Here is a 23,514-nt window from a genome sequence, read left to right on the forward strand (position 1 = left end):
ATTGTAAAAAGGCTGTTCTTTTTATAAGAACAACCTTCTTCCTTAACAAGTTTGTAATACACAACATGCATTTTCAAAACGTCGATTTTTCAAGTCTTCATTTCCAATACAGAAATAAAGCATCCCTAAATCTCCCCACATCATATTACAATTTTTAGTATCTGAGTCAATTTGGAATAAAAGCGTCATTTGCTGCGGGTCTATTTCCATATACTGTCCAGTTTCGTACAATACCTCATCTTGTACAGAAAATGGCTCACCAAATATTTGATGGTTATCGTAGTTATCTGGGATTAGCTCTTCAAGTAATTGTAAGAAACGATCTGAATCATTCTCATCTTCAATGAAAAGCTCTGGCAATTTATATGTCAGTTCAAAAGTAGTTGCACACTGGTTATAATCCGTTTGCAATTCATCCGCTCTCCGTAATTGCTCAACAGGAACATCATAATAAAGTACACGTCCCGCTTCGGTTGGATTCACATCTTCTTCAAAGTAATTTTCAACGCTAAAGAAATATAACATCCCTGTCTTAGGAAGATTATGATCTATACCAACATTTTGTAAATCCTTTAAATTAAATTGTGCAATAAACTGTAACGGATTTCCTTTATGCGTTGGATATTCAAATGTAAATGGCAAGTCAGGAACCCCTCCCATTTTCGAACTACCTATCGCTACTGTTTCCTCCTGCTTTGGCACAACTTTTATACAAGGAAATACAGTATTCATAAGTTCCTCTTTTAAATGCGTCAGCCCATATTTATCAATTAATACTTCAATTTGTTTATTCATACATTCTCCTTATATTTACATACTTATTTGTATCATCGCACAAAAATTATACTCCATTCTTTATAAAAACAACAAGCCTCCGAAAAAACGGGCTCTTCCTTCATACGCGAACAAGTTTAAAAAAGCATAGTATACATTGTTCCTACAAACACGATAGTTCATTATTTCTTCCAGTACATTTTCCCCTCGTTCATTTTTATTTTTAATATAAGGAGGAATTCCACATGGGTTACGGATATAGTTGCGGCGGCTACGGTTACGGCGGTTACGGCGGTAGTTGTGGTGGATGTGGTTATGGAGGTTTCGCTTTATTAATCGTTTTATTCATCCTTCTAATCATCATCGGAGCTAGCTGTTGGGGCGGCTTTGTAGGCTGCTAGTAAATTTAAAAACTATTGTAAAAAAGCACGTACAATACGTGCTTTTTTGCCATTTTCAAATTTTTTATGTGAAAGGAAGTATGCTTTATGAAGATTGATGGTGTTTTTGAAGGAGGCGGTGTACGCGGAATTGCGCATGTAGGGGCAATTTGCGCGTTAGCTGAAAAAGGCTATGAATGGGAACGTGTAGCTGGAACATCAGCTGGTTCGATTATCGCTGCGCTCCTAGCAGCAGGATACTCTTGCTCAGAGCTAAAAACGATTATAACAAATATTGATTATAATAAATTTACGAAGAAAACCTTTATTGACAGAATCCCATTTATCGGAAAAGGATTAAGCGCATGGACTACTCTTGGTATTTACTCTAATATTTTTATAGAAGAATGGATTGAAGAATTACTTCGAAAAAAAGGAGTTCATTTATTTACAGATTTACCTGATTTAAATAAGCTTAAAATTATCGCTTCTGATATAAGTAATGGTAAAATGGTTATCTTTCCCGATGATTTACCAAACTACGGATTTTTAAATTATCGCTTCTCTATTGCTAAAGCTGTACGAATGAGTAGTACAATCCCCTTCTTTTTTGAACCGGTGAAATGGAGAACCCCAAAATGGAAGCAGCCTTGTTATATGGTTGATGGAGGAATTTTAAGCAATTATCCAATTTGGATTTTCGACTCCCCTACCTCTCCCCGCTGGCCGACTTTTGGGTTTCATTTCGTAAAAGATGAGATTCAAGCTGACCCAGCCCACTACAACGAGCCGATCTCCATGTTCAAAGGACTTTTTAAAACAATGATGCAAGCCCATGATTTACGTCATTTAGACAAGGAATCAAAAGCAAGAACAATTACAATCCCAACAGGGTCCATTACTAGTACAAACTTTGAGTTAACAATGGAAGAAAAAGAGTGGCTATACAATTCTGGTTATAACGCCGCAAATAAGTTTTTACAATCGTGGAACTTCAGACAATATATTGATAACTATAGAAACGGAAATCAGGATCGAAAATCAAATCGTTATTTCCGTCAACTTGACTCATAATATTATTATCTTTTATACGAGAACACGTAACGCTTTCAAAAAAATAAGCCTAGTAATAATATATTACTAAGCTTATTTACTTTCTGCATCATTATTATACGTTGTTTAAGGATAAGTTAACCCTTCTGCTTCCTCTGCAGTAATAACGGTGTATCGATTTCCCGTTCGTAATCCTAACAATTCTGCTTTTTCAATTGCTTCCTGCTTCGTCTCCGCATAAGCAGCTAAATATTTTTCTCCATTGATAATTTGGCAAATTACATATTGTTTCATTACTTTCTCCTCTTACTTTTTCATTAGTTGTGCAAGTTTTTTTATACCTATTTCAATTTCTTCTAACGTTGCGTATGAATATGATAAACGCAAAAATTGATTTGCACTTCTATCATACAAAGTACCTGGATTTAATAAAACCTTTTCTTTCAAAGCTTTATCAAATAAGCTACGATTTGAAACGGGGATATTCATATGTAACCAAATATAAAAACCACCTGCTGGTTCATACCAAGTTGCTATATCATGGCAATATTTCTCTAACATTTGTAACATAAAATCTCTGCGTTTTTTCAACTTAGTTCTTACAAACTGTAAATGTTCATCATACAATCCATTTGTAAACCATTCCGCTGCAATTTGCTGGGATATAGAACTCGATCCATAATCTGTTTGCATTTTTATGTCTGCCAATCTTTGAATAACAGGCTCAGACCCAACAATCCATCCAATTCTTAATCCCGGACTAATAACTTTAGACATACTTCCAATATGTAGTACGATTCCATTTTTATCATATGCTTTTAAAGGTTTCGAAATAGGAGCATCAAACCATAAGTCTTGATACACTGCGTCCTCTATAATAGGCAATCCAATCTCATTGCATATCTCCATCACTTCTGTCCGCTTCTTCGTATCCATGCTAAAATTAGTTGGATTATGAAAAGAAGGGATTGTATATAAAATAGAAGCATTAAATTGCTTCTTATATTTCGCAATATATGACACATCTAGCCCTCTCTCATCCAATGGCATTCCAATTAAACGTATTCCTGCTGATTGAAAAACATTGAGAGAGTATAAATATGATGGTTTTTCTAATAAAATTGACGCTCCTTTCGGAAGAAGCCCAATAGAAATAAGTTGAAGCGCTTGAATTGCTCCTGAAACAATCAATATAGAGTCAGGAGATACATATATACCCTGTCCTTTTAAATAATCTGCAATCTTCTTCCTTAAAGAAAGATTTCCTTTCGGCTCTTCATAGCCAAGTATCATCTTGGCTCCTAAAAGCTTATTCATAATATCTTTCATCTTTTTTTCAGGTAAAAGACTTGGCGCGAGCTCACCTGTTCCTAAACGAATGACATGCGGATCAAATTCAGCTTGATTTATTTCTTGAATAGCAGGCAGATTCGGATAATGAAGTCCTGTTTCTACATAAGACTGCCAATTAGGCGGGGGTGCGTATGTGGAAGCATTCACATTATTATTTACAACAATTGTTCCTTTCCTGCCGTTTCCTTCAATGTACCCCTTGGCAACTAGTTCATCGAAAGCCATTACAATTGTGCTTCGATTCACACCAAATGTATATGCCAATTCTCTTTGTGAAGGTAATTTCGTTCCAACAGTCCATTCTCCATTAACGATTCTTTCTTTTATATACATTTCTATTTGTTTATATAGAGGCGTCGCTAGAGACATATTCGGTTTCCAAACGATTCTTTCCATCATATCACCTTACATTCTTTTTGGTTGGTAACCTCCCCAACCATATGGATGGATACAAATTTTCATTTCTTCTATACAATATACACTATCATAACGAATTAAAATAGGAGGTAATATGATGAGTGAAGCAATTATTCATGGTATCATTCTTGCATTTGGCCTTATCATTCCATTAGGTGTTCAAAATGTTTTCGTCTTTAACCAAGGTGCGAGCCAACCGAATATTTGGAGAGCAGCCCCTGTCGTATTAACTGCCTCTATATGTGATACGTTACTCATATTGATAGCGGTACAAGGTGTTTCCCTTGTACTCCTTACTTTTTCTTGGCTAACTAACTCGTTATATATAATTGGATTTTTCTTTCTCCTATACATGGGCTTTGTTATTTGGAGAAGTAACCCTTCCAACGATGTAAAACAAGAAAAAAGCATGCCCTTAAAAAAGCAAATCCTTTTCGCCGCATCGGTTTCGTTATTAAATCCACATGCAATTTTAGATACAATCGGTGTAATTGGAACCAATTCTATTCAATACATAGGAAATGAAAAATGGGCTTTCACACTTGCAACTATTATCGTTTCTTGGATTTGGTTTATAAGCTTAGCTTTAGCGGGGAAATTTCTAAAAAGGCTAGACTCAACCGGAAAGACAATCGTATTATTAAATAAATTTTCTGGTCTCATCATATGGAGTGTCGCACTTTATATGTTAAAACAAGTTATTTATTCCTAATGAACGAAAGAGAATTGCATGTTACTGAAAACATCATGCAATTCTCTTACAAATTATGAAGTAGGTTCTGGTTTCTTTTTTACGTTCTTTGCATCTTTTGCTGGTTTAATCCAAATGATTGCTATAGCAGCACCGATCCCAGCGAAAATACTTGTTAAATAAAACACTTCATGGTCAGCACCTTTCATGAAAAAAGAGTATAGAGGTGGTCCAGCTGCTACACCGATAAATCGCATAGAACTATAAAATGACGTAACCGTCCCCCTTTGCTCCTTTTCAATTCCTTGTGTAATGAGAGCATCTAAACATGGGAGTGCCATACCAATTCCTACCCCCATAATAACGAGACAAAGAAGTAGTAAATAAATTCCTTTTATAAATAAAGGAATGATGACTGATGCAGCAGCCATTAAAAAACCAATGTAAATACACTTCTTCATCACATTTTGGTTGTCTCCAATTTTTTTGCCAGCCATATATGAACTAAGTGACAGTACAAGTAACGGGATTGCAAGTACACACCCTTTCCAAATACCATGAATGTCATACTTTGATTCCAGTATAGTTGACAAATAAAAGAGAATTCCGAATAAAATAAGCATAATAATTGCACCTAATGCAAAAATGGCAATTAACCATCTTCCTTTTTCTCGAAACGTAGCAAGAATTGATTTTATAAACTCTTTAAGCGGTGGTACTTCTCCTTCTTGTTTCTTTGCCTTTACTAGAACAAGTAATAAAACAATTGATACTACGCATAAAACTGGAATCGCCCAAAACGGTAGGAACCATACAATGGCAGCAAGAGCAGACCCTAAAATAGGGCTCAACACTTTCCCAAATGTATTGGATGTTTCGATGATTCCTAAACCTGTACTAACTTGTTTTTCATCTTTGTATAAATCACCAACACACGGTATAACAACTGGCATTGCACCAGCAGCACCAATACCTTGAATCGCTCTACCGATCAATATCCAAGTGTAGGGATTATCAACTTTCCAAGATACCCAACCAGTTATCGCTCCTCCTATAGCCGCAATCAGCAAACTCGGAACCATTACCATCTTTCGTCCCCATCTATCTGATAAATAACCAGCAATCGGTATAAGTAGAATGGCTACGATAGAGTAAATTGTAATAATCATGGATACTTGAAATGATGAAATATGTAATTTTTTTTCAATAGTCGGCAGAATTGGGATGAGCATTGAATTCCCTAATGTCATAACAAGTGGAACTGATGCAAGCGCAATTAAACAACAGTTTTCTTTTTTTAACATGTTGGCTTCGAAACCTTTCATCATATATTTCTTACCATATAATAGCCCTGCTGGAACGTAACTTTTCATTCCACCAGGGCTATTACATTTTTACTACTTCCCATTCACAACAAAAGAAATTGGGGAAAATATAGTATTATTCCTATTCTTTGAATCCAGTTCACAATATATCCATACCAATTAATTGAAAAAAAAAGAAAGGAAGAATCCTTCCTTTCTCCTATAACCTTCTACAATTAGCGAGTATATCCGCCACCAAGTTGTTGTTCTGCCATCGCTACAAGGCGTTTTGTAATTTCACCGCCTACAGAACCGTTTGCACGTGAAGAAGTATCAGCGCCAAGTTGTACACCAAACTCTTGTGCAATTTCATATTTCATTTGATCTAAAGCAGCTTGTGCTCCATGTGATGCTAATTGATTAGAATTACGATTTCTAGCCATTACCAATCACCTCCTTATTTATATATAAATTGTGTTAAATTTTAATTTAAATACATGGTAATTTTTGGTTATTTGTATTTTAAAAAAAGAGTCTCTACAATGAGAGACTCTTACATCATTTTATACTAAGAAGTTACTACTTCTAAATTTCTATTTGTTAGTACTTTCATTTCTTCTTTTCATATATCTTTCACATTATGTCCAAACCATTCGAGTGAAACAAAAGAGGTAAACTTTAATTGGTATACCTCTCTCAAACATACACTTTACATAATAATATTATTAATATCTTTCCAACAATACGCTGTTTCTTCCACCTGTAATCTCTCTAAAAATTTTGTATCAATTTTTTCTGGATTAAATTTTTCATAAAACGTTTTAGAAGGGTTATTCGTAACAACCCATACTAAAAGTGATCGCATATTATTGTTTGTACATTCAGATAGTAAAGCTTGAAATAACTTTTGTCCTATTTTCATTCCTTGATACTCTTGTAAAAGGTAAATCGCATATAATTCTCCATCACAATTATATGTACCAGTTCTTTCTGCTCCTCCATCGATGAATCCAACTATTTCTCCATTTAACGTCTCTGCTACAAATCTAAATTGATGATTACATGCTTTTTGAAAAATATTTTCCCATTGTTTTTCCCGTTGCTCATATGTTATATTTTCTAAAATCTCGTTAGGGAATATGCCTTTATATGTCGTTTTCCAACTATCAGCGTGGACCTTTGCTATACCTGGTATATCATCTTTTATCGCTCTTCTAATATGTATTTCCAACATTTCTCCCCCCTTGTTATTCACCATTATATCAATTTCTTTCCTTAAAAATCCAAATAAAAAAGAGTGAATTCACTTCACTCTTTTTTATCATCTTTATCTACTTTCCACTTCAACTGAAACAACACGATCTATCTCTTTTAGGGAACTATATAACTCTGTTGTATATAAATCTTCTGGAGCTAAAATAACCATCTCCAGTTGCTGAAATGCTCCACTATCTATATCTTTAATCTTCACGCGTTTTACATGCATTCCTAAATTTTTAATCTGCTTAAATATACCATCTAACTCATGATGCTCTTTTACAGTAATTTTAATAGACAAGTCCTTTTGTCTTAATGAATACGGTCCTGCAATTTTCACCAGTTGCGGAAGTACATTAATTGCTAAAATAATTAAAATCATAGCAACCGTCGCTTGTAAATAAAATCCTGCTCCAATCGCTATACCTAAAGCTGAAGCAGCCCACACCATAGAGGCAGTCGTTAATCCAGAAATAACGTCATTACTTCTTCGTAAAATAACACCTGCTCCAAGAAAACCAATTCCGCTCACAATTTGAGCAGCTAAACGCATGGGATCCATATTGGTATGCCCTGGAACAGAATATACATGTACAGATTCAATTGAAACCATCGTAATTAAACAACTTGCTACAGAAATAACCATACTTGTTTTCACACCAAGTGGTTTATTCTTTAGCTGCCTATCTATCCCAATGAATAATCCTAAAAAGAGTGCTAAACCTAATTTGAGTAAAAATTCATATGACATATTTCCATTCTCCTTACTTAACAATGTTTCCCTTAGAATAATTCACTATAACTCTTTTATGATATCAATTCCAGTCTTTTCTATTCATTTAACGTAAAAAACCGAAAAAACATTTGTGACGATGTTTCTCCGGCTTTTTATTACGCTTAAAACTCTTCTTTATTTCTGATCTTTAATCTTAATCTCTGCATCTTTGTAGAATGCTAATTTACTGTCATTATACTCTTTTGTAAAATTGTTAAATTGCTCTTTTGATTTTTGTGCTTCCACAGTTAATTCATTAACAGCCTTAACTTTTTCACCAATCTCTTTTAATTTCGTTTCTTTTACTTTTAATTTTTCATACAGTTCTTTTTCAGTCGCCAACGCCTTCGTATAATTTTCATTCATCTTTTGGAATGCATCATAACGGTTTTTATACGACTCTTCTACTGCTTTCGCTTGTTTTTGTAACTTTTTATCTTCAAGCTTCTCTATATTTCCTTGAACAGATTTTGTTTCTTTCTGAGCTTTTTCTAGCATTTCTTTCTCATTTTTCAATGCTTTTTCACGATCATCTACATTTGCAGTAGCTTGCTCTATTTTCTTCATAACAGCGTCATTATGATCTTTACCTTCTTGTAAAATTTGAGAATATAGTTCTTGACCTTCCTTCTCTAACTTCTCTAATTTTTTCGCTTCATCAACTAATGATTTCTCTTGTGTCGCCGCTGTTTCAAAAGCTGTATATAAGTTTTCTTCTGGTTTTTCACCGAAACAACCTGTTAATAGTCCTACTGATAGTGCTCCTACTACTGCTACTTTTCCATACTTCAACGTTCATTCCTCCATTACATACGGTTATCATGCCAGAAATTCACTGGGAAGTGACTCTCTTCATGATAAGCTTCAAACTCATAACCCTTTTCTTTTAACCCTTTTAAAATTGCTGGCACAGCAGCAACTGATTGTGGGTGAATGTCATGCATTAAAATAACTTCCTGTGGTTTTGTTGCATTTGTTATTACATTTTGAGCAATTTGAGCTGCCGCTGCATCAACTTGCACTTTGTTATATTTCCAGTCTAATGAATCAATTGTCCAATCCCATACTTTAAAGCCGCCTTCTACCACTTTATTTCGAAGACTTTCATTTAATCCAGGCATTGAACCGTATGGTGGACGTGTTAATTTAGGTGATTTCCCAATAATATTAGCGATTAAACTTTGATCTTCTTTCATCTCATTTACATACTCGCCATTTTTATATAACTTTGCAAAATTATGCGTCATACTATGCATTCCTACATAATGACCCTCTGCATTTTCACGTTTCACTAAATCTGGAAACTCTTTTACATTCGCTCCAATTAAAAAGAATGTCGCCTTCGCATCATGTTGTTTTAACGTATTTAATAATTCAGCCGTATATTTCCCTGGGCCATCATCAAATGTAAGATAAGCAACTTTTCTTTCCTTGCCATTAAAACGACTTGGTGCCGTTTTATTCATTTCTACTTTTGGTTGTTCACTTGCGAGTTGTACTACATTTTCTTGTTTTGCAACAGCCTTTGCTGGTGAAGTAATGGATTGAAACATGAAATACCCAATAGCTACTGCTGCAATCGCTATTAAAACGAATACTACTCGTTTAATGTTAAAAGCTTTTTCCATTCTATCGAATTCCTCTCCCTATTAATCTTATATATAAATCACCCAATATAATTATACATCTATTTATTTTATTACACTATATAAAACAAACTTTATATGTATTATAATGGGAGTTTTATCAAAATGGTCGTTCCTATTCCTTCTTTACTTATAATATTTATTGTACCTCCATGAAGCTCCACCATTTTTTAACGATAGCTAAACCAAGACCCGCATCTGTAGTATGATTATTAATCTGGTAAAATGACTATTCTATATATGGTAAATGCTCTTTAGCAATTCCAATCCCTTCGTCTTTCACCTTTATCACTGCTTGTCCTTCATTTTTAGTCGCTTCAATATATACTTTACCATTTTTATGTGAATATTTAATGGCATTTTGAATAATATTCAAGAAAATTTGCTTTAGCCTATTTCGATTTCCTATCAATTCAATTCGTTCTATAGTTTTGATGAATTGCATTTGCTTCTCTTCAGCATTAGGAGTTAATTGCCAAATCGTCTCCTCTAGTATATCGTATATTTGCCCCTTTTGTTTATATAAATTGAAATGATTTAAGTATAAAAAATCGTTACAGAAAAGTTGCAAATCCATCTCGATAAAAAAAGATTGGCAAAGGCCAATCTTTTTTTATTATTCATTTCGAACTGGCTTTGGTGTTACACCTAAATGTTCATTTAATTTTTTCGAAATATCTTTTACATTTTTTTCATTTGGAATGTAATAATAAATACCTCCGATACGTTTATCCGTACCTTCCACTTGCATTTTTTCCATTTCCAAATTAGATCCTGCCATATTTTTCGTAATAGCAAGCATATCATCAAAAGTTAAGTTCGTTTTCATATTTTTATCAACCGCATCAAGTAAAGAGCCCATTTTGCTGATAGATTGAACAGACATCGCTTTTTTAGCAATTGCTTCAATTACAAGTTGTTGTCTTTGACCACGCATTGCATCACTGTCAATTTTACGCGTTCTTGCAAGCGCAAGTGCTTGTTCTCCATTTAAATGTTGATACCCTTTTTCTAAATGGATCATACCAGCTTGGTCTTTACTATCTTGTTCTGTGAAAGTAACTGGTACATCAATATCAATACCACCAAGTGAATCGACAATTTGTACGAATGATTCAAAGTTAAACTTCACATAATAATCAACAGGAACATTTAAAAATCTTTCCACTGTATCGCGTGTACTTTCAACACCACCAAATACGTGTGCATGTGTAATTTTATCTAATTTCTTTCTAGATGGAATATATACACGTGAATCACGCGGAATACTTACTAATTTAACTGATTTATCATCTTTATTAATTGTTGCTAATAAGAGTGCATCTGTACGAACAGCTTCTCCGTATTGACTTTTTCTCATTTCACTACCATCAACACCCATGATTAGAATTGAAATGTTATCCTTTAAAGGTTCCACTTCTTTATCACGCTTCGATGATTTATCAATTTGTGCATATGCATCACTTACTACTGCTTTTGCTTTATTATATATTAACGATCCATATCCTACTCCACCAAAAATAAGTAGGAAAAACGGAATTAAAATGAACCATTTTATTGATTTTCTTTTAGAACGTTTTTTACTGCTTCTCGTATTTTGTTCTAATTCAGAGCTCATATCCATTCGCCTCTCTTTCTCTTTTCCAATTATAATGCAAGTCTATTAACCTTCATATTGAATTTCCTTTCAATTACCTTACAATTTTGTAAGGTTACTGCGCAAATCCAATATGTACTCCATTTCACATTATACTCTCGTGCTTATTTTTGGCAAGTCACTATTTTTCGGCTTCAAATATTTAACATTTCGCATTTTCCAAAATTACCGATTTATAAATTCATTCATTTCGAATCGTTCAATTCCCCCATAAAGTGAAACTTTAATCAGTGGGGGTTTTCTTCATCCCCCCACTGATTATTAGCCCTCACCAATCGGACTTTAATGGGCAGCAAGAATAAAGAACAAAATTAGTAATACAATCCGTATGAATATAGTAATGTACATTTCATATTATTTTTTCTCCAACGGTGTATACATTGTTTTCTTCCCATGATTATTAATGAAAGCTGATTTTGCTTTTATTTTCGTCTTTTGTATTTCTATCTCTTCATTTGAGAAATTCACAATAATTTCAATATTTTTTCCATACGAAGCTAATTGTACTAATTTATCTTCTGACAAATATGCAAAGTCCGTCATTTCTTCTTTTACTGCCTTTTCATGAACTTCATTCCAAACTTTCAGGTGCTGCGTAATTTCTTGTTTATGCTTATTCCACTCTACTTCATCTAAATGGTACAATGGAGGAACGTTATACAATAATTCGTATAGCATACGGTTTCCGACCTCATCTTTTACTTTCAAGCTTCCCCATTCCCAGTGATGCGTTGTAATTACAGAATCATTGTATACTAATTTATATAACGGTACTGAATATACAGGATTTAAATACACTTGTTTATACTCTTCTTTTAACGGTACTTGTTTTGCATATTTTTCTGGAACATTTTGATTCGGTGACCAATATCCGCCTACATAATACGGACTTGTTTTGTTTTTCCTCATATCTTCATCGTCCCATTTAATTACAGGCGTTTCAATACCATGAGCAAATGCAATCGTGCTACTTGCAAAGTCATTTCCGCCTTCTGAACCAACTACCATACCTTTTTCTTGCGCAATATAATCCATTCGTTGCAACCTTGCTTTTAAATCTTGTTCTTGTGTTGTTATATGTTTGGCCGAATAGTCATCATAAATTTCACCTGTCGCATCACAATCAATAAACCATGAATTATATTTAGGTCCATTTTGTAATATATCGTTCATTCTCTCTTTTACACTAGGAAGAGATAAAGTTGGATTTAATTTTCGCCCTCTACCTAAAAATCCTTGTACCTTTTCTCCATTTTTCTTCGTCACAGTTGCCTCTTCATATAACGATGGATCAGTAAAAGAAGCTGTATTCCAATTTTTATCAGCTTTTTCGTGAATAGAATGGTAAGAATCATACGGACCAACTAAATACCCCATTTTCTTAGCTTCTGTCACGAAATCAGGCTGCATATACCCTTGTTCCCAGTTCGGTAACCCAATCCATGCATTATCTATTCCTGCAGCTTTCATTTCCTTTATAATATCCGTTCCATCTGCCTTACCCCATTTACTTACTTCTTCAACTGCATCATCGAGCGCTGACTTTAATACATGCTTATTTAAGTTATATAACTCCATCTTTGATAAATGATCCACACCTTTGTTTAATAACTCACTAGCCTTCTGATCCACTCTTTGGAAAATATCCTCTTTATATAATTCCTTCATTGATAATACTTCATTTATATAACGCAAAATAACATTTTTTTGATACTTATCAATGAAATCTTGTTTACTTACTTGATCGAATACATTTAATTCTCCAGGCTCTGAACTATATTTTTGAATAAGCTCTTTTATATGGCTAAACACAGGGCTATTTATTTTCTCTCTTAGCTTTAGCCAATTTACATTACTTTCTGATAAGCCATTTTGATTCCAAAAATAAAAATGAGCTGCACCGTAAAGCTTTTCTATCTCTTTATTTTTTCTAGCCTTTTCTTTTAATGTTTTAAATTCGCCTTTTCGAGCGATATTGTCTTTATACAGTTTAGCAATACTTACTGCATCATTATTTGTCACATATACTTGAAATCCATATGTTTTATTTTTATTTATACGCGGAAATTCATGTATAAAATCAAATCCTATTTTCGGATCCGAATGAAATTTCAATTCATTATTAAACATATTGTTCGAAATATATACAATCGAATATTTCGAACCATTTAACGCGAAAAACTTCATAGAAAATGATTCAGCAAATGAATAGGCATCATCCTTTAAAAACTTCTTCCAATTTTCATCATTACTCGGAATTTGTTTCCCTTCCCATAACGGAAGTGTATAATTTTCAGCTTGTACTTTCGGCCAAGTAAAGCTTTCTGCACCAGTCGATTCCACTTCAATATTTAAGTGATCTTTTTTCTTCTCTAGATTCACTTTTACTTTTTGATCTGGATATTCCCAAGATGTACGATCCTTATCTTTTTTTACATTCGACACCTTCATTTTCGGCAAAGGCTGTGATGCCAGTTCCTTTACGCCATCATGTTCTACAGTTAACGTGAAAGTCTCTGGATTGACATCATAAGTAAATTCTTTATACGTTGCTTTCTTTATTTTAGACTCTTGAACAGTATTGCTATCTTTTACATCACACCCGACTAAAGTCGAAAATGACATCGTTGTAAGAAGACATATCGCTATCATTTTTTTCATCTTCTGCACCTCCACCACCGAATATACAGGGGCTTTGTTACAGGAATGTGGCAAAAAAATAGAACTAGCATAAACTAGCTCTATTTGCGTATTAAAAATAAAGTGAAACTTTAATCAGTGGGGGTTTTGTTCATCCCCCACTGATGATTAGCCCTCACCAATCGGACGTTTACGGACAGTTCATCTCCCACCTAACTTCTTTGCTCCAACTGAATTTTGAGATGGGAGTTTTACTGTCCATTAACGCGGAATACAGGCAAATCATTCTAAGTTGTAACACTTATTTCTTAACTAAAGAAATAAGTGTATATAATATAGCCTAAAGCTAGCACTAAAATTACTAGCGCTGTACCTTTCCAATTCATACCACCTGCCATATCAACTGGACTACCTGTTTCAGCTCTGTTTAATCCATCCTTTAAAGAACCTGTAGGATTATTTTTCAATTCACTTTGCCTTATACGTTCTCTTTTTTCTTCTGGTGACTCTTGCTTCATAGGATCACCTCCAAATGAATACACACTTTACTAAATTATACATGATTACTTTTCTTTTATATGCCAACTGAAAAGCTATTTACAACAAAAAAAGCTAGCAATGCTAGCTTTTTTATAGTTCTATATGTTCTTCTTTATTTACAGTAATCCCTCTATGATCGATTTCTAGCTCACACACTTTCATAGACGTAAATACTCTCGCTAATTGCTCAGCAATTTCTTGACGTTTCTCATAAGGCGTTAATATAAAAATAGATGGTCCTGCACCGCTAAGCGCTGTACCGTATGCACCGAATTCTTTTGCACATTTACGAATAGATGGTAATAACGGTACTAGCTCTAAACGATATGGCTCGTGAAAATGATCCCTTTCCATCATTTCGCCTACAACTTCCCATTTCTTTTGACATAAAGCAGCTACTAATACATTACTTATTGCACTAGCCTTAACAGCTTCATGAAACGGGAATACATCTGGTAATACAGATCGACTTTCATCTGTATTTAGCTCTTCATTTGGAATAAGAGAAATAACGCCTAATTCCTTACTTTCAATTCTTACAACCGAAACATTCTTTCCATCAAGTGCTCCGATTACCGTTCCTCCTAATATAGAAGCAGCAACATTATCAGGATGACCTTCAAAATTTGTAGCAATTTGAACTTTTTGATCAGTCGTTAAGTTCAAGTTACCTAGTTGATTCGCAAGCTCTATCCCAGCTACAATTGCTGATGCACTACTTCCTAGTCCTCTTGTTAATGGGATATTACTAGTAACTTCTATTATATAAGGTGATAAAGAAGGACTCACTTTACATGCCGTACTAACGATTAAATTTTTATCGTCTGTCGGAATCGACTCATCAAAAGAATGGATCACTTGCCATTTATTAGATTTCTCTTTTACTACTACATGCAAATACAATGACAAAGCTATTCCTACTGAATCGAATCCAGGTCCAACATTCGCTGTACTAGCAGGAACACGAATACTTAATGGTATCACGACATAATCACCCCTTTAATATGCTCTTTAATTTGTTCTATATTATTTGAAACACTTGCAATATCTAATGTATTAGAAGAAATTGCGATATCAGGATCTTTCAAGCCGTTTCCAGTTAAAACTGCAACAACTGTTTCTCCTTTTTTGATTTTTCCAGATTGAACATGTTTCATTACGCCAGCTAATGAAGCATTCGATCCTGGCTCAGCGAAAACCCCTTCCGATTTTGCTAATAATCTATACGCATGTAAAATTTCTTCATCTGATACCATATCTATTTCACCGTGAGACTGCTCAGCAGCCTCTACTGCATATGACCAACTTGCTGGGTTACCGATGCGTATCGCTGTTGCAATTGTTTCTGGCTCGTCAATTACATGCCCTTTTACAATAGCAGCTGCTCCTTCCGCTTCAAATCCATGAATTCTTGGCTTCTTATATCCTTTTTCTTTCTCATATTCACAGAAACCCTTCCAATACGCTGTAATATTTCCGGCATTCCCAACAGGAATCGCTAAAACATCTGGTGCACTTTGCAATTGGTCACAAATTTCAAATGCTGCTGTTTTTTGCCCTTCAATTCGATAAGGATTTACCGAGTTAACTAATGTGATTGGCTCTTCTGCAGCAATATTTCTTACAGCCTTTAGTGCATCATCAAAATTTCCTTCTATTGAAATAATTTCAGCACCATAGGCAACTGCTTGCGCTAATTTCCCATGTGCAATTTTCCCTTCTGGGATTACGATAATACATTTCATTCCAAGACGTGCCGCGTATGCTGCGGCCGATGCTGATGTATTACCTGTTGACGCACAAATAATGGCCTCTGAACCTTCTTCTTTCGCCTTCGCAACTGCCATTACCATACCACGATCTTTAAAAGAACCTGTAGGATTCGCTCCTTCATACTTACCGTATAACTGAATTCCTAATTGTTTTGATATATTTAATAACGGGATAAGCGGTGTATTCCCTTCCATTAAGCTCACATCAGGTGTATTTTCATTTACTGGTAAATAAGAAGCATACTGTTTTAATAATCCTTTATACATATTGTTTTTCCTCCTCAATAATGTAGTAACTGTTTATTTCACTTGCGACATCTTCTATCGCTCCTAAAACTCGTTCGAATTGATATTTTGAAGTTTGATGTGTTACAACAACGACTTCTGCAAGTTCACGATTTAAAGGTAATTGAATCACTTCTTTTAAACTTACGGAATAATTAACGAAACATTCTGTTATTTTTTGCAACATCCCTGGTTCGTCTCGTAATGAAATACGCAAGAAATATTTCGAAACGACTTCTTCATCTCCCTGTAATTCGTACGGCTCTGGTTCTTTTAACGCACTTTTATTTTTCTGAACTTGATTCATATTTTTAACGATTGAAATAATATCACTTACTACAGCAGAACCAGTCGGTAACTTCCCAGCTCCAGGTCCGTAAAACATTACTTCCCCTACTGCTTGACCGTGAACATATACTGCATTAAATTCATTATTTACATTCGATAATGGATGATGACTAGGTAAAAGAGTCGGTTCTACACTTAAATGAATGGCTGATCCTTGTTTCTCTGCTTTACCAATTAATTTCATTGTAAACCCTAACTTTTCAGCCATTTGTAAATCTTCTTTTTCGACTTTTCGAATCCCTCTTACTTGTACATCATCTAAAGAAACATTCATCGAAAAACCTAAGTTTGCAAGAATCGCTACCTTTCTCGCCGCATCTAGCCCATCTACATCCGCTGTCGGATCTGATTCTGCGAAACCTAATTTTTGTGCTTCCTGTAAAGCTTCTTCATACGACCATCCATTTTGACTCATCTTTGTTAACATGTAATTTGTTGTACCATTTACAATTCCCATTATTTTTTCAATTTGATCTGATGCTAATCCGTCTGTTAACCCTCTTAACACCGGAATACCGCCCGCTACACTTGCCTCATAACATAAATCACAATCATTATCGTTCGCCAGCTGGAGAAGCTCTGCACCATATACAGCCATTAAATCTTTATTTGCTGTTACGACATGTTTCTTATTTCGTAAAGCTTTAACAATATGCTGCTTCGCTTCTTCAATTCCGCCCATTACCTCTACTACAATATCAATATTTGAATCATTTAGAACTTCATCGACATGACTTGTTACTACGATTCCATCAATACAAACATCACGTTCTTTTTCTAAATCACGTACAGCAACTGTCTTCACTTTCACTTCATACCCTGTATCAAGCGCAATTTTTTTACAATGTTCTTTCAAAATATGGACAACACCACTTCCGACCGTACCTAATCCTAACACCCCTACATTAACAATATTATTCATCTTCTAATCTCCTCCTACAATTTTATTTTTTATCTTTATCAATCACCTTACTCTGCTTTTCAATCATGCAGGTGGTGGTTATTTCCGTACGTACAAATCGTTTCATGTTACAGCACCTCCTTTCAAAGTAATAAAAAAACACACTCATCCCTAGGAAAGGGACGAATGTGTTTTCGTGGTTCCACCCTTGTTCCAATCTAGACATATTTCTCTCTAGATTGCTCAAGTTCAGATAACGGCTGATTCCGTCAATAATTACTAGATTACTCGTTCACTATTGAAGTTCAAAGGTGGTAAAATCATTTCTCGTGTTAGGAAGCTCACACCCTTGACTTCCCTCTCTGTAAACCGTAAAAATGATTTCATGTCCTTATCGTTACTTTTCGTTCATGTTTATTTGTTAACTCATTATACTCGCATAAAAAACAAAATCAATACTATTTTTTAATTATTTTTAATTTTCAATCTCTAAAACCATAAAAAAACACACTCATCCCTAGGAAAGGGACGAATGTGTTTTCGTGGTTCCACCCTTGTTCCAATCTAAACGTATTTCTCTCTAGATTGCTCAAGTTCAGATAACGGCTGATTCCGTCAATAATTACTAGATTACTCGTTCACTATTGAAGTTCAAAGGTGGTAAAATCATTTCTCGTGCTAGGAAGCTCACACCCTTGACTTCCCTCTCTGTAAACCGTAAAAATGATTCCGTGTCCTTATCATTACTTTTTCGTTCATGTCTATTTGTTAATTTATTATAGTTATGAAGTTTTTAAAAAGCAAGCCTATTTTTACTAACTATTTTCAAGAAATTTTTTTATTATATTTCACAATATCATTATGCAACTGCCACTCAATTTACCTATTTTGTTATTTCTCCAGTTTTTAAATCAACAGTTCACATATAAATATCCCATTCTAAAACACGTACATCCCACAAAAAACTATATCAATAAAATTTTTCAATACAATCTTTTCGTATAACTTTCTTTAACGCTCTCTCACTTGGTTGCCCCAATATTTTCCGTAATTCTTCCTCTGTTGAAATAATCGATTTTATTTCCGTCCTCTCTATACCCACTTATACCGTTTGAAAAAAACTAGACAAATGTATACATTCGTCACGCACAAGCCAAAACGGTGCGCCTTGTACGATTCGCCACAGGGAATCTCACCCACGTCTACCGAATATTTGACGTCACAATTGCCCTTTCCCTCCTTTCGAAGTTCCAGTTCATAGGATCAGAGGTCACCCCTGACTCAGTAGGAGCTGTTAGCTCGACTTTTTACTGCACTTTGTTGTCACGACGATTTCATGGGCACGGAGTCTTCCTTACAGGTTATCCATGGCATTGCCACCACCGTTTTTTTGTTTTAATTTAAAACTATCCTAATTTAGATAATACATATATTTTTTGTTGGAACGTATGTTTTTTCCAATGTTTTGTTGCCGAAGCCCATTGTTTTTTTCGTTCCATCGAACGATTCATTTTTTTCGGATACCCTAATGGACAAGCATACGGCACTTTTTCAAATGTCAAATCCATCCCTCTTCTTGCAATCACACAAGCCGCACTTCCGTGAGAACTTAATCCATACCGTTTCATAAATACTGTATGACCAATTTGACTGGTATAAGCAGGGTTAACAGGTATTGCTTCTACGCCTATTTTTAAACACTTATGCTGTAAAAGTTCTTTATAACGACTATAATAAAAACCACTTAATAGTCTTGCTCCATTTTTACTACTTTCACGAAGCTGTAATTTTTTCTTTTTAAAATCTAAATCTTCATAAGCAATTGGTTTTTTCTTTTCTAATGCGTATTCGACCACTTGTTTTAATGCTACACTTAAACTTTGTTCGGCAACTTCCGAAGAAACATTGTATCCCTTAAATGGAACATCGAATGTATGAATTGGATTTCCGAAACGGTCTGTTTCCGTTACCGATAAAAAGTTTGCGTTACAATCAATTCCAATGCATCCATTCCCTTTTATGGTTTGAATGTCTGGCATATCAACATCCACAGTCGCACACAAATACCAATTGTCTTCTTCTCGAATGAATTTAAAGGTTAAGGCACGATAGTACGTTACTTTATTTCCTTTTCCCTTTGTATATCCCACTCGACCTATTTTTGCTACGTCTAATTGTTCTTGACCATAAGGGAACACAACGTTCGGAACAGTAAAATGTGTGCCATATGTTGTTTCATTTTGGTTATCTACACGAATCCGTAAATGATTGTCGGTGTCATACATACAGGTTTGATTGCCATTCTTTTCATCACTCGAACCAATAAACGTAAATTGAGCAGCACGTTTTTCTTGCCATTTTTGTTTCCATTCTTTAAAGGTTAACTTGTTTTCTTCTAAATGGAATTGTTTATGAAACCATTCTTTTGAACCAAAACAAATACGAATTTTTTTATTTTTTTCATCTTCTTGTAATCGCTTTAATTTTAGTTCTAAACGATATAATCTTCTTTTCTTTTGATGAATGGTATGCTTTTGTTTTCTATAACTTCTTACCTTTTTTGTAAAATTCTTTTCTTTCCCATTCATTTGTAGCAATTTTTCATGTGCTTTTTCTTTTTGTTCCACTTTCTTTATGATTACACCCTGTAAATGAATGATTTTTTCTGTTGTTTCTTTTATATATAATTTTTGTAGTTCTCTACGTGCTTTGACACGTCCGTCTAATTGTCTCTTAATGCTATTATATTGACGAGAAGTAAGGTCGTATAAACGACAATAGCGTACTTTTGTTTGGTTTTCATTGTGACCACGCACATATAAATCCACAAATAGTTTGCGTTCGATATGACCAAATTCTTTTGCGAATTGTTGATAGTATTCATAAGTGTTGATTGTTATACCTTTACTACTCAGAACATTCGTGTTCTGAAGTTTTGTTTTGTACGTTTGGAACACGAATGATTTCCTCCTCTACTGTTTTTTGCAACTCCTTATGTTTTTTACTTCGTAGTCCATATAATTTTCCTGAAAAACTGGTAATAATACCAATTAAATCATCCGCTAACTCTTCTTGTATACTTTTTGTATTTTCTTTTTCATCTAATACATGAATAGTTACATTGTGGCTTTTAAAATATTCTTCTAAATAGCCATAGCCAAAACGTGTTAATCGATCTCGATAACGGATAGCTACATCTGTTATCTCTCCTTTTTTCGCCAAATCCATTAGTTTTAACAAACCTTTTCGTTTATCGTTCAAACCTGAACCGACATCCGAACAGGTTACAATAGAAGAAAAATGTAATTTTTCCATTTTTTCTTGAACAAAAAGGAGATTTGACGTTCCAAATCTCCTTTTTGTTTTTGTTCGTTTGAAGAAACACGACCATAAATAGCTAATTTTTTATTTGTTTTTATATTTTCTACACCTAATATGCGATGCACTTCGCTTTCAGGAATACGTCTTCTACCACTAGGAGTGCGAACGACTTGTATTTTCCCTTGTGCATCCCATCGTTGTAATGTTTTAACGGAAACATCTAATAATTCAGTTACTGTTTTTAAATTTAATAATTTTTTCCACACTCACACTTTATCATATATGACAACGAATATATATGTCTGTCTATAAAATCATTCAACTGCTAAACACCCTCTCCTTTTTTCTTTATTTTCCCAAAATTCATTACAAATATTGTATAATAAAATTTGCAGAAAGGGGAATTTAAATGACAGAGTGGTTAACAATATTTGATACTGAAAAAAATATACTTGGGAAGAAATTACGTGATGAAGTGCATCGTGACGGTGATTGGCACGAAACATTTCATTGTTGGTTTGTAGAAAAAGATGAGGAAGATATGTTTTTATATTTCCAATTACGCTCTAGAAATAAAAAAGAAGCTCCGAACATTTGGGATATTACTTCCGCTGGACATATTATGCATGATGAAGATGTACAAAGTGGTGGTCTTCGTGAAATTGAAGAAGAATTAGGGCTTTCTTTTCAAACGACTGATTTAGCATATAAGGGCATCTTTACAATAGATTATGAAATTTCAAATCTTACAGATCGCGAGTTTTGTCATATGTATTTCCACAATGTCATTAACCCACTTCCATTCGCACCGGGTCAAGAAGTAGACGATGTGATGAAAATACATGCAACTTCTTTTCTACAGCTATTAAAAAGAGAGATTTCATCTTTTACCGCTACTTCTGTTTTGAGCAATAAACCGCTAACGATAACTTTTGATGATATTTATCCATATGATTTTGCATACTATGAATTTGTTATTGAACAAGGAAAAGACTTACTAGAAAATAATAGTCTATAAATAAACTAGGACTCCTAGCATCGTACTGCAAGGAGTCCTAGTTTTTCATTATTGTTCAAGTATTTTCAATCTACTCTCTACTTGTATAAATAAACGAATGATTAATAACAGCATAATCACCATAATCGCTATCATTGTATGTGGATATCTAAACAGTATACTAATCACACTTCCAATTAACATCATAATGAATCCGTTTTGCTTCATCACTTCTGCACTATACCTATTACCTGCATCCCATAATTCTTTATTTTTCATAGATTGTTTCGTACGATAACCATATGCCGCATTAATATCGTTCGGTGGATTTTTTTGAAGGACAATTGCCGCAAGTATAAATATAATACCTATTAAAATACTCATTCCTATGTTTATTAGTGCATACATCAATTATATCCCCTCCTAACCTACAGCTTCATTATACGACACAATCCTGTTTTTTCCAAATTTACAACACATTCACTTTCGCTCTTTCGATGTTTGGAACATGCTTGGCAGCGTTACAAAACGTGCCCCTTTCGTTTTTAACTGTGGAATGATTTGGTCCAGTGCCTCTACAGATCCTTGCAGGCGTCCACCTGGAGTTGAATGTTGAAGTATGATACTACCAGGAAATGAGTTCCCTAACACATTATTTGTAATCGTATCAGCACTTACACCTTTCCAATCAACTGTATCCACACTCCACTGTACAATCATAAAGTTTTGCTCAGTTGCCCAATGCAATTGATTTTCAAGTATTTCACCATACGGCGGGCGTATAAATTTAGGAGCATAGCCGACTAAACGTTTTAATATTTCTTCCGTTTTTATAATTTGATTACGGTACTCGACCTCATTTACTTTCGCTAAATTTGGATGACTATACGTATGATTGCCAATTACATGCCCTTCATTCGCAATACGCTTTACGACATTCGGAAACTTTTCTGCGTTTTCACCAAGTAAGAAAAAAGTCGCTTTTACATTATGTTGTTTTAACTTATCTAATATTTTCGGCGTAAATTCTAAATCCGGTCCATCATCAAATGTAAGTGCGACTTCCGCTTTATTGTACGGTCCTGAAAATGCGTACGCATATTTTTCGACCCATGAAAATGGTGTCCACGATCCACGTTCATCTGCTTTCATTTGTACTTCATAGCTTTGAGGGGTATATGTGTATGGCAATGTGCTTATATAATTTCCGTAATAAAATAAGTTATATGGCATATAGGTATACGGAACATCTCGTTCTAGTCCCCATTGATATGGAGCAAACATTTGTGGCGAATAAAAATAATACATAATAAAAACCTCCCTAAAATTTCATATGTGATTCCTCTACACTTTGTTAGAGAAATTCTTATTCATAAACAAAAATAAGACTGTCCGTAATTTGG

Annotated in this window: 22 protein-coding genes, 3 pseudogenes and 2 other annotated features; of the genes and pseudogenes, 4 read left to right on the plus strand and 21 right to left on the minus strand. The window is 34.4% G+C overall.

The genetic code is table 11. The features are described from left to right. Positions 1-42: 42 nt before the first annotated feature. A complete protein-coding gene (locus LMD38_RS16655; RefSeq protein WP_001041264.1) occupies positions 43-795 on the minus strand; it encodes a YwqG family protein in 753 nt (250 codons plus the stop codon). A gap of 224 nt (positions 796-1,019) precedes the next feature. Between LMD38_RS16655 and LMD38_RS16660 the strand changes: the two genes are divergently transcribed. Both LMD38_RS16660 and LMD38_RS16665 read left to right on the plus strand, forming a co-directional pair. Further along, entirely contained in the window at positions 1,020-1,175 is a 156-nt protein-coding gene (locus LMD38_RS16660) for a YjcZ family sporulation protein (protein WP_000540426.1), read from the plus strand. A gap of 87 nt (positions 1,176-1,262) precedes the next feature. Beyond that, positions 1,263-2,228: a patatin-like phospholipase family protein gene (locus LMD38_RS16665; protein ID WP_000686819.1), complete on the plus strand. Its 966-nt coding sequence runs from the start codon at positions 1,263-1,265 to the stop codon at positions 2,226-2,228. Between the two features lie 105 nt (positions 2,229-2,333). Here LMD38_RS16665 and LMD38_RS16670 read toward each other — a convergent pair whose 3' ends face one another. Next, positions 2,334-2,501 carry a DUF3933 family protein gene (locus LMD38_RS16670; protein ID WP_000816383.1) on the minus strand — a complete coding sequence of 56 codons (168 nt, stop codon included), beginning with the start codon at positions 2,499-2,501 and terminating at the stop codon, positions 2,334-2,336. Positions 2,502-2,513: 12 nt separating this feature from the next. Further along, entirely contained in the window at positions 2,514-3,959 is a 1,446-nt protein-coding gene (locus LMD38_RS16675; protein WP_141114866.1) for an aminotransferase-like domain-containing protein, read from the minus strand. 115 nt (positions 3,960-4,074) lie between these two features. On the opposite strand from LMD38_RS16675, the gene LMD38_RS16680 reads away from it, so the two are divergent. Beyond that, a complete protein-coding gene (locus LMD38_RS16680) occupies positions 4,075-4,689 on the plus strand; it encodes a LysE/ArgO family amino acid transporter (RefSeq protein ID WP_001287294.1) in 615 nt (204 codons plus the stop codon). A 53-nt stretch (positions 4,690-4,742) separates the two neighbouring features. On the opposite strand, the gene LMD38_RS16685 is transcribed toward LMD38_RS16680, so the two are convergent. From LMD38_RS16685 to LMD38_RS16760, 16 genes and pseudogenes are all read right to left on the minus strand, one after another. Beyond that, entirely contained in the window at positions 4,743-5,972 is a 1,230-nt protein-coding gene (locus tag LMD38_RS16685) for a bacillibactin exporter BcbE (protein WP_033678375.1), read from the minus strand. 236 nt (positions 5,973-6,208) lie between these two features. After that, positions 6,209-6,415, minus strand: coding sequence for an alpha/beta-type small acid-soluble spore protein (locus LMD38_RS16690; protein WP_000113545.1), 207 nt, complete (start codon positions 6,413-6,415; stop codon positions 6,209-6,211). A gap of 266 nt (positions 6,416-6,681) precedes the next feature. Then, positions 6,682-7,206 (minus strand): GNAT family N-acetyltransferase, encoded by a 525-nt coding sequence (locus LMD38_RS16695; RefSeq protein WP_016717245.1) that lies wholly within the window; start codon positions 7,204-7,206, stop codon positions 6,682-6,684. A gap of 93 nt (positions 7,207-7,299) precedes the next feature. Then, positions 7,300-7,980: an MgtC/SapB family protein gene (locus tag LMD38_RS16700; protein ID WP_000119508.1), complete on the minus strand. Its 681-nt coding sequence runs from the start codon at positions 7,978-7,980 to the stop codon at positions 7,300-7,302. Between the two features lie 159 nt (positions 7,981-8,139). Next, positions 8,140-8,796 (minus strand): YkyA family protein, encoded by a 657-nt coding sequence (locus tag LMD38_RS16705; RefSeq protein WP_000873553.1) that lies wholly within the window; start codon positions 8,794-8,796, stop codon positions 8,140-8,142. Positions 8,797-8,810: 14 nt separating this feature from the next. Continuing rightward, complete coding sequence (locus LMD38_RS16710) at positions 8,811-9,632, minus strand: peptidoglycan-N-acetylglucosamine deacetylase (protein WP_062821928.1); 822 nt, start codon at positions 9,630-9,632, stop codon at positions 8,811-8,813. A 101-nt stretch (positions 9,633-9,733) separates the two neighbouring features. After that, positions 9,734-10,197, minus strand: a pseudogene (locus LMD38_RS16715) (sensor histidine kinase); the annotation flags it as partial. A gap of 69 nt (positions 10,198-10,266) precedes the next feature. Beyond that, positions 10,267-11,268 (minus strand): LCP family protein, encoded by a 1,002-nt coding sequence (locus LMD38_RS16720; RefSeq protein WP_062821945.1) that lies wholly within the window; start codon positions 11,266-11,268, stop codon positions 10,267-10,269. 393 nt (positions 11,269-11,661) lie between these two features. Next, complete coding sequence (locus tag LMD38_RS16725; RefSeq protein ID WP_062821929.1) at positions 11,662-13,968, minus strand: glycoside hydrolase; 2,307 nt, start codon at positions 13,966-13,968, stop codon at positions 11,662-11,664. Between the two features lie 287 nt (positions 13,969-14,255). Further along, positions 14,256-14,465, minus strand: coding sequence for a DUF6366 family protein (locus LMD38_RS16730; RefSeq protein WP_000808278.1), 210 nt, complete (start codon positions 14,463-14,465; stop codon positions 14,256-14,258). Positions 14,466-14,577: 112 nt separating this feature from the next. Next, positions 14,578-15,471 (minus strand): homoserine kinase, encoded by an 894-nt coding sequence (thrB, locus tag LMD38_RS16735; protein WP_062821930.1) that lies wholly within the window; start codon positions 15,469-15,471, stop codon positions 14,578-14,580. Beyond that, positions 15,468-16,526, minus strand: coding sequence for a threonine synthase (gene thrC / locus LMD38_RS16740; protein ID WP_000276440.1), 1,059 nt, complete (start codon positions 16,524-16,526; stop codon positions 15,468-15,470). The genes thrB and thrC overlap by 4 nt, the downstream gene beginning before the upstream one ends. Continuing rightward, the gene (locus LMD38_RS16745; protein ID WP_062821931.1) at positions 16,519-17,814 is read right to left on the minus strand and encodes a homoserine dehydrogenase; all 1,296 of its coding nucleotides are present in this window, start codon (positions 17,812-17,814) and stop codon (positions 16,519-16,521) included. Before LMD38_RS16745 ends, thrC begins: the two co-directional genes overlap by 8 nt. A 154-nt stretch (positions 17,815-17,968) precedes the next feature. Further along, positions 17,969-18,200, minus strand: a binding site (T-box leader). Between the two features lie 114 nt (positions 18,201-18,314). Then, positions 18,315-18,546, minus strand: a binding site (T-box leader). A 247-nt stretch (positions 18,547-18,793) separates the two neighbouring features. Continuing rightward, positions 18,794-18,895: pseudogene (locus tag LMD38_RS16750) on the minus strand (pyridoxamine 5'-phosphate oxidase family protein); the annotation flags it as partial. A 304-nt stretch (positions 18,896-19,199) separates the two neighbouring features. Then, complete coding sequence (locus tag LMD38_RS16755; protein ID WP_062821932.1) at positions 19,200-20,750, minus strand: IS200/IS605 family accessory protein TnpB-related protein; 1,551 nt, start codon at positions 20,748-20,750, stop codon at positions 19,200-19,202. Beyond that, positions 20,701-21,380 (minus strand): annotated as a pseudogene (locus LMD38_RS16760) (IS607 family transposase). The gene LMD38_RS16755 and the pseudogene LMD38_RS16760 overlap by 50 nt, the downstream one beginning before the upstream one ends. Before the next feature lie 143 nt (positions 21,381-21,523). On the opposite strand from LMD38_RS16760, the gene LMD38_RS16765 reads away from it, so the two are divergent. Further along, on the plus strand, positions 21,524-22,132 hold the full coding sequence (locus LMD38_RS16765; RefSeq protein WP_062821933.1) for an NUDIX hydrolase: 609 nt from the start codon (positions 21,524-21,526) through the stop codon (positions 22,130-22,132). 48 nt (positions 22,133-22,180) lie between these two features. Here LMD38_RS16765 and LMD38_RS16770 read toward each other — a convergent pair whose 3' ends face one another. Continuing rightward, entirely contained in the window at positions 22,181-22,519 is a 339-nt protein-coding gene (locus LMD38_RS16770; protein ID WP_016717236.1) for an SdpI family protein, read from the minus strand. A 72-nt stretch (positions 22,520-22,591) separates the two neighbouring features. Next, on the minus strand, positions 22,592-23,419 hold the full coding sequence (locus LMD38_RS16775; protein ID WP_000291219.1) for a peptidoglycan-N-acetylglucosamine deacetylase: 828 nt from the start codon (positions 23,417-23,419) through the stop codon (positions 22,592-22,594). Between the last annotated feature and the right edge of the window lie 95 nt (positions 23,420-23,514).

Origin of the sequence: Bacillus pacificus (assembly GCF_020861345.1) — a bacterium.
Lineage (GTDB): Bacteria > Bacillota > Bacilli > Bacillales > Bacillaceae_G > Bacillus_A > Bacillus_A pacificus.

What these genes read in the sequence shown, in the direction of transcription:
- LMD38_RS16655 (WP_001041264.1), bottom strand. Translation starts at nt 795, where the DNA reads ATGAATAAACAAATTGAAGTATTAATTGATAAATATGGGCTGACGCAT.
- LMD38_RS16660 (WP_000540426.1), top strand. Translation starts at nt 1,020, where the DNA reads ATGGGTTACGGATATAGTTGCGGCGGCTACGGTTACGGCGGTTACGGC.
- LMD38_RS16665 (WP_000686819.1), top strand. Translation starts at nt 1,263, where the DNA reads ATGAAGATTGATGGTGTTTTTGAAGGAGGCGGTGTACGCGGAATTGCG.
- LMD38_RS16670 (WP_000816383.1), bottom strand. Translation starts at nt 2,501, where the DNA reads ATGAAACAATATGTAATTTGCCAAATTATCAATGGAGAAAAATATTTA.
- LMD38_RS16675 (WP_141114866.1), bottom strand. Translation starts at nt 3,959, where the DNA reads ATGATGGAAAGAATCGTTTGGAAACCGAATATGTCTCTAGCGACGCCT.
- LMD38_RS16680 (WP_001287294.1), top strand. Translation starts at nt 4,075, where the DNA reads ATGAGTGAAGCAATTATTCATGGTATCATTCTTGCATTTGGCCTTATC.
- LMD38_RS16685 (WP_033678375.1), bottom strand. Translation starts at nt 5,972, where the DNA reads ATGTTAAAAAAAGAAAACTGTTGTTTAATTGCGCTTGCATCAGTTCCA.
- LMD38_RS16690 (WP_000113545.1), bottom strand. Translation starts at nt 6,415, where the DNA reads ATGGCTAGAAATCGTAATTCTAATCAATTAGCATCACATGGAGCACAA.
- LMD38_RS16695 (WP_016717245.1), bottom strand. Translation starts at nt 7,206, where the DNA reads ATGTTGGAAATACATATTAGAAGAGCGATAAAAGATGATATACCAGGT.
- LMD38_RS16700 (WP_000119508.1), bottom strand. Translation starts at nt 7,980, where the DNA reads ATGTCATATGAATTTTTACTCAAATTAGGTTTAGCACTCTTTTTAGGA.
- LMD38_RS16710 (WP_062821928.1), bottom strand. Translation starts at nt 9,632, where the DNA reads ATGGAAAAAGCTTTTAACATTAAACGAGTAGTATTCGTTTTAATAGCG.
- LMD38_RS16720 (WP_062821945.1), bottom strand. Translation starts at nt 11,268, where the DNA reads ATGAGCTCTGAATTAGAACAAAATACGAGAAGCAGTAAAAAACGTTCT.
- LMD38_RS16725 (WP_062821929.1), bottom strand. Translation starts at nt 13,968, where the DNA reads ATGAAAAAAATGATAGCGATATGTCTTCTTACAACGATGTCATTTTCG.
- LMD38_RS16730 (WP_000808278.1), bottom strand. Translation starts at nt 14,465, where the DNA reads ATGAAGCAAGAGTCACCAGAAGAAAAAAGAGAACGTATAAGGCAAAGT.
- thrC (WP_000276440.1), bottom strand. Translation starts at nt 16,526, where the DNA reads ATGTATAAAGGATTATTAAAACAGTATGCTTCTTATTTACCAGTAAAT.
- LMD38_RS16745 (WP_062821931.1), bottom strand. Translation starts at nt 17,814, where the DNA reads ATGAATAATATTGTTAATGTAGGGGTGTTAGGATTAGGTACGGTCGGA.
- LMD38_RS16765 (WP_062821933.1), top strand. Translation starts at nt 21,524, where the DNA reads ATGACAGAGTGGTTAACAATATTTGATACTGAAAAAAATATACTTGGG.
- LMD38_RS16770 (WP_016717236.1), bottom strand. Translation starts at nt 22,519, where the DNA reads ATGTATGCACTAATAAACATAGGAATGAGTATTTTAATAGGTATTATA.
- LMD38_RS16775 (WP_000291219.1), bottom strand. Translation starts at nt 23,419, where the DNA reads ATGTATTATTTTTATTCGCCACAAATGTTTGCTCCATATCAATGGGGA.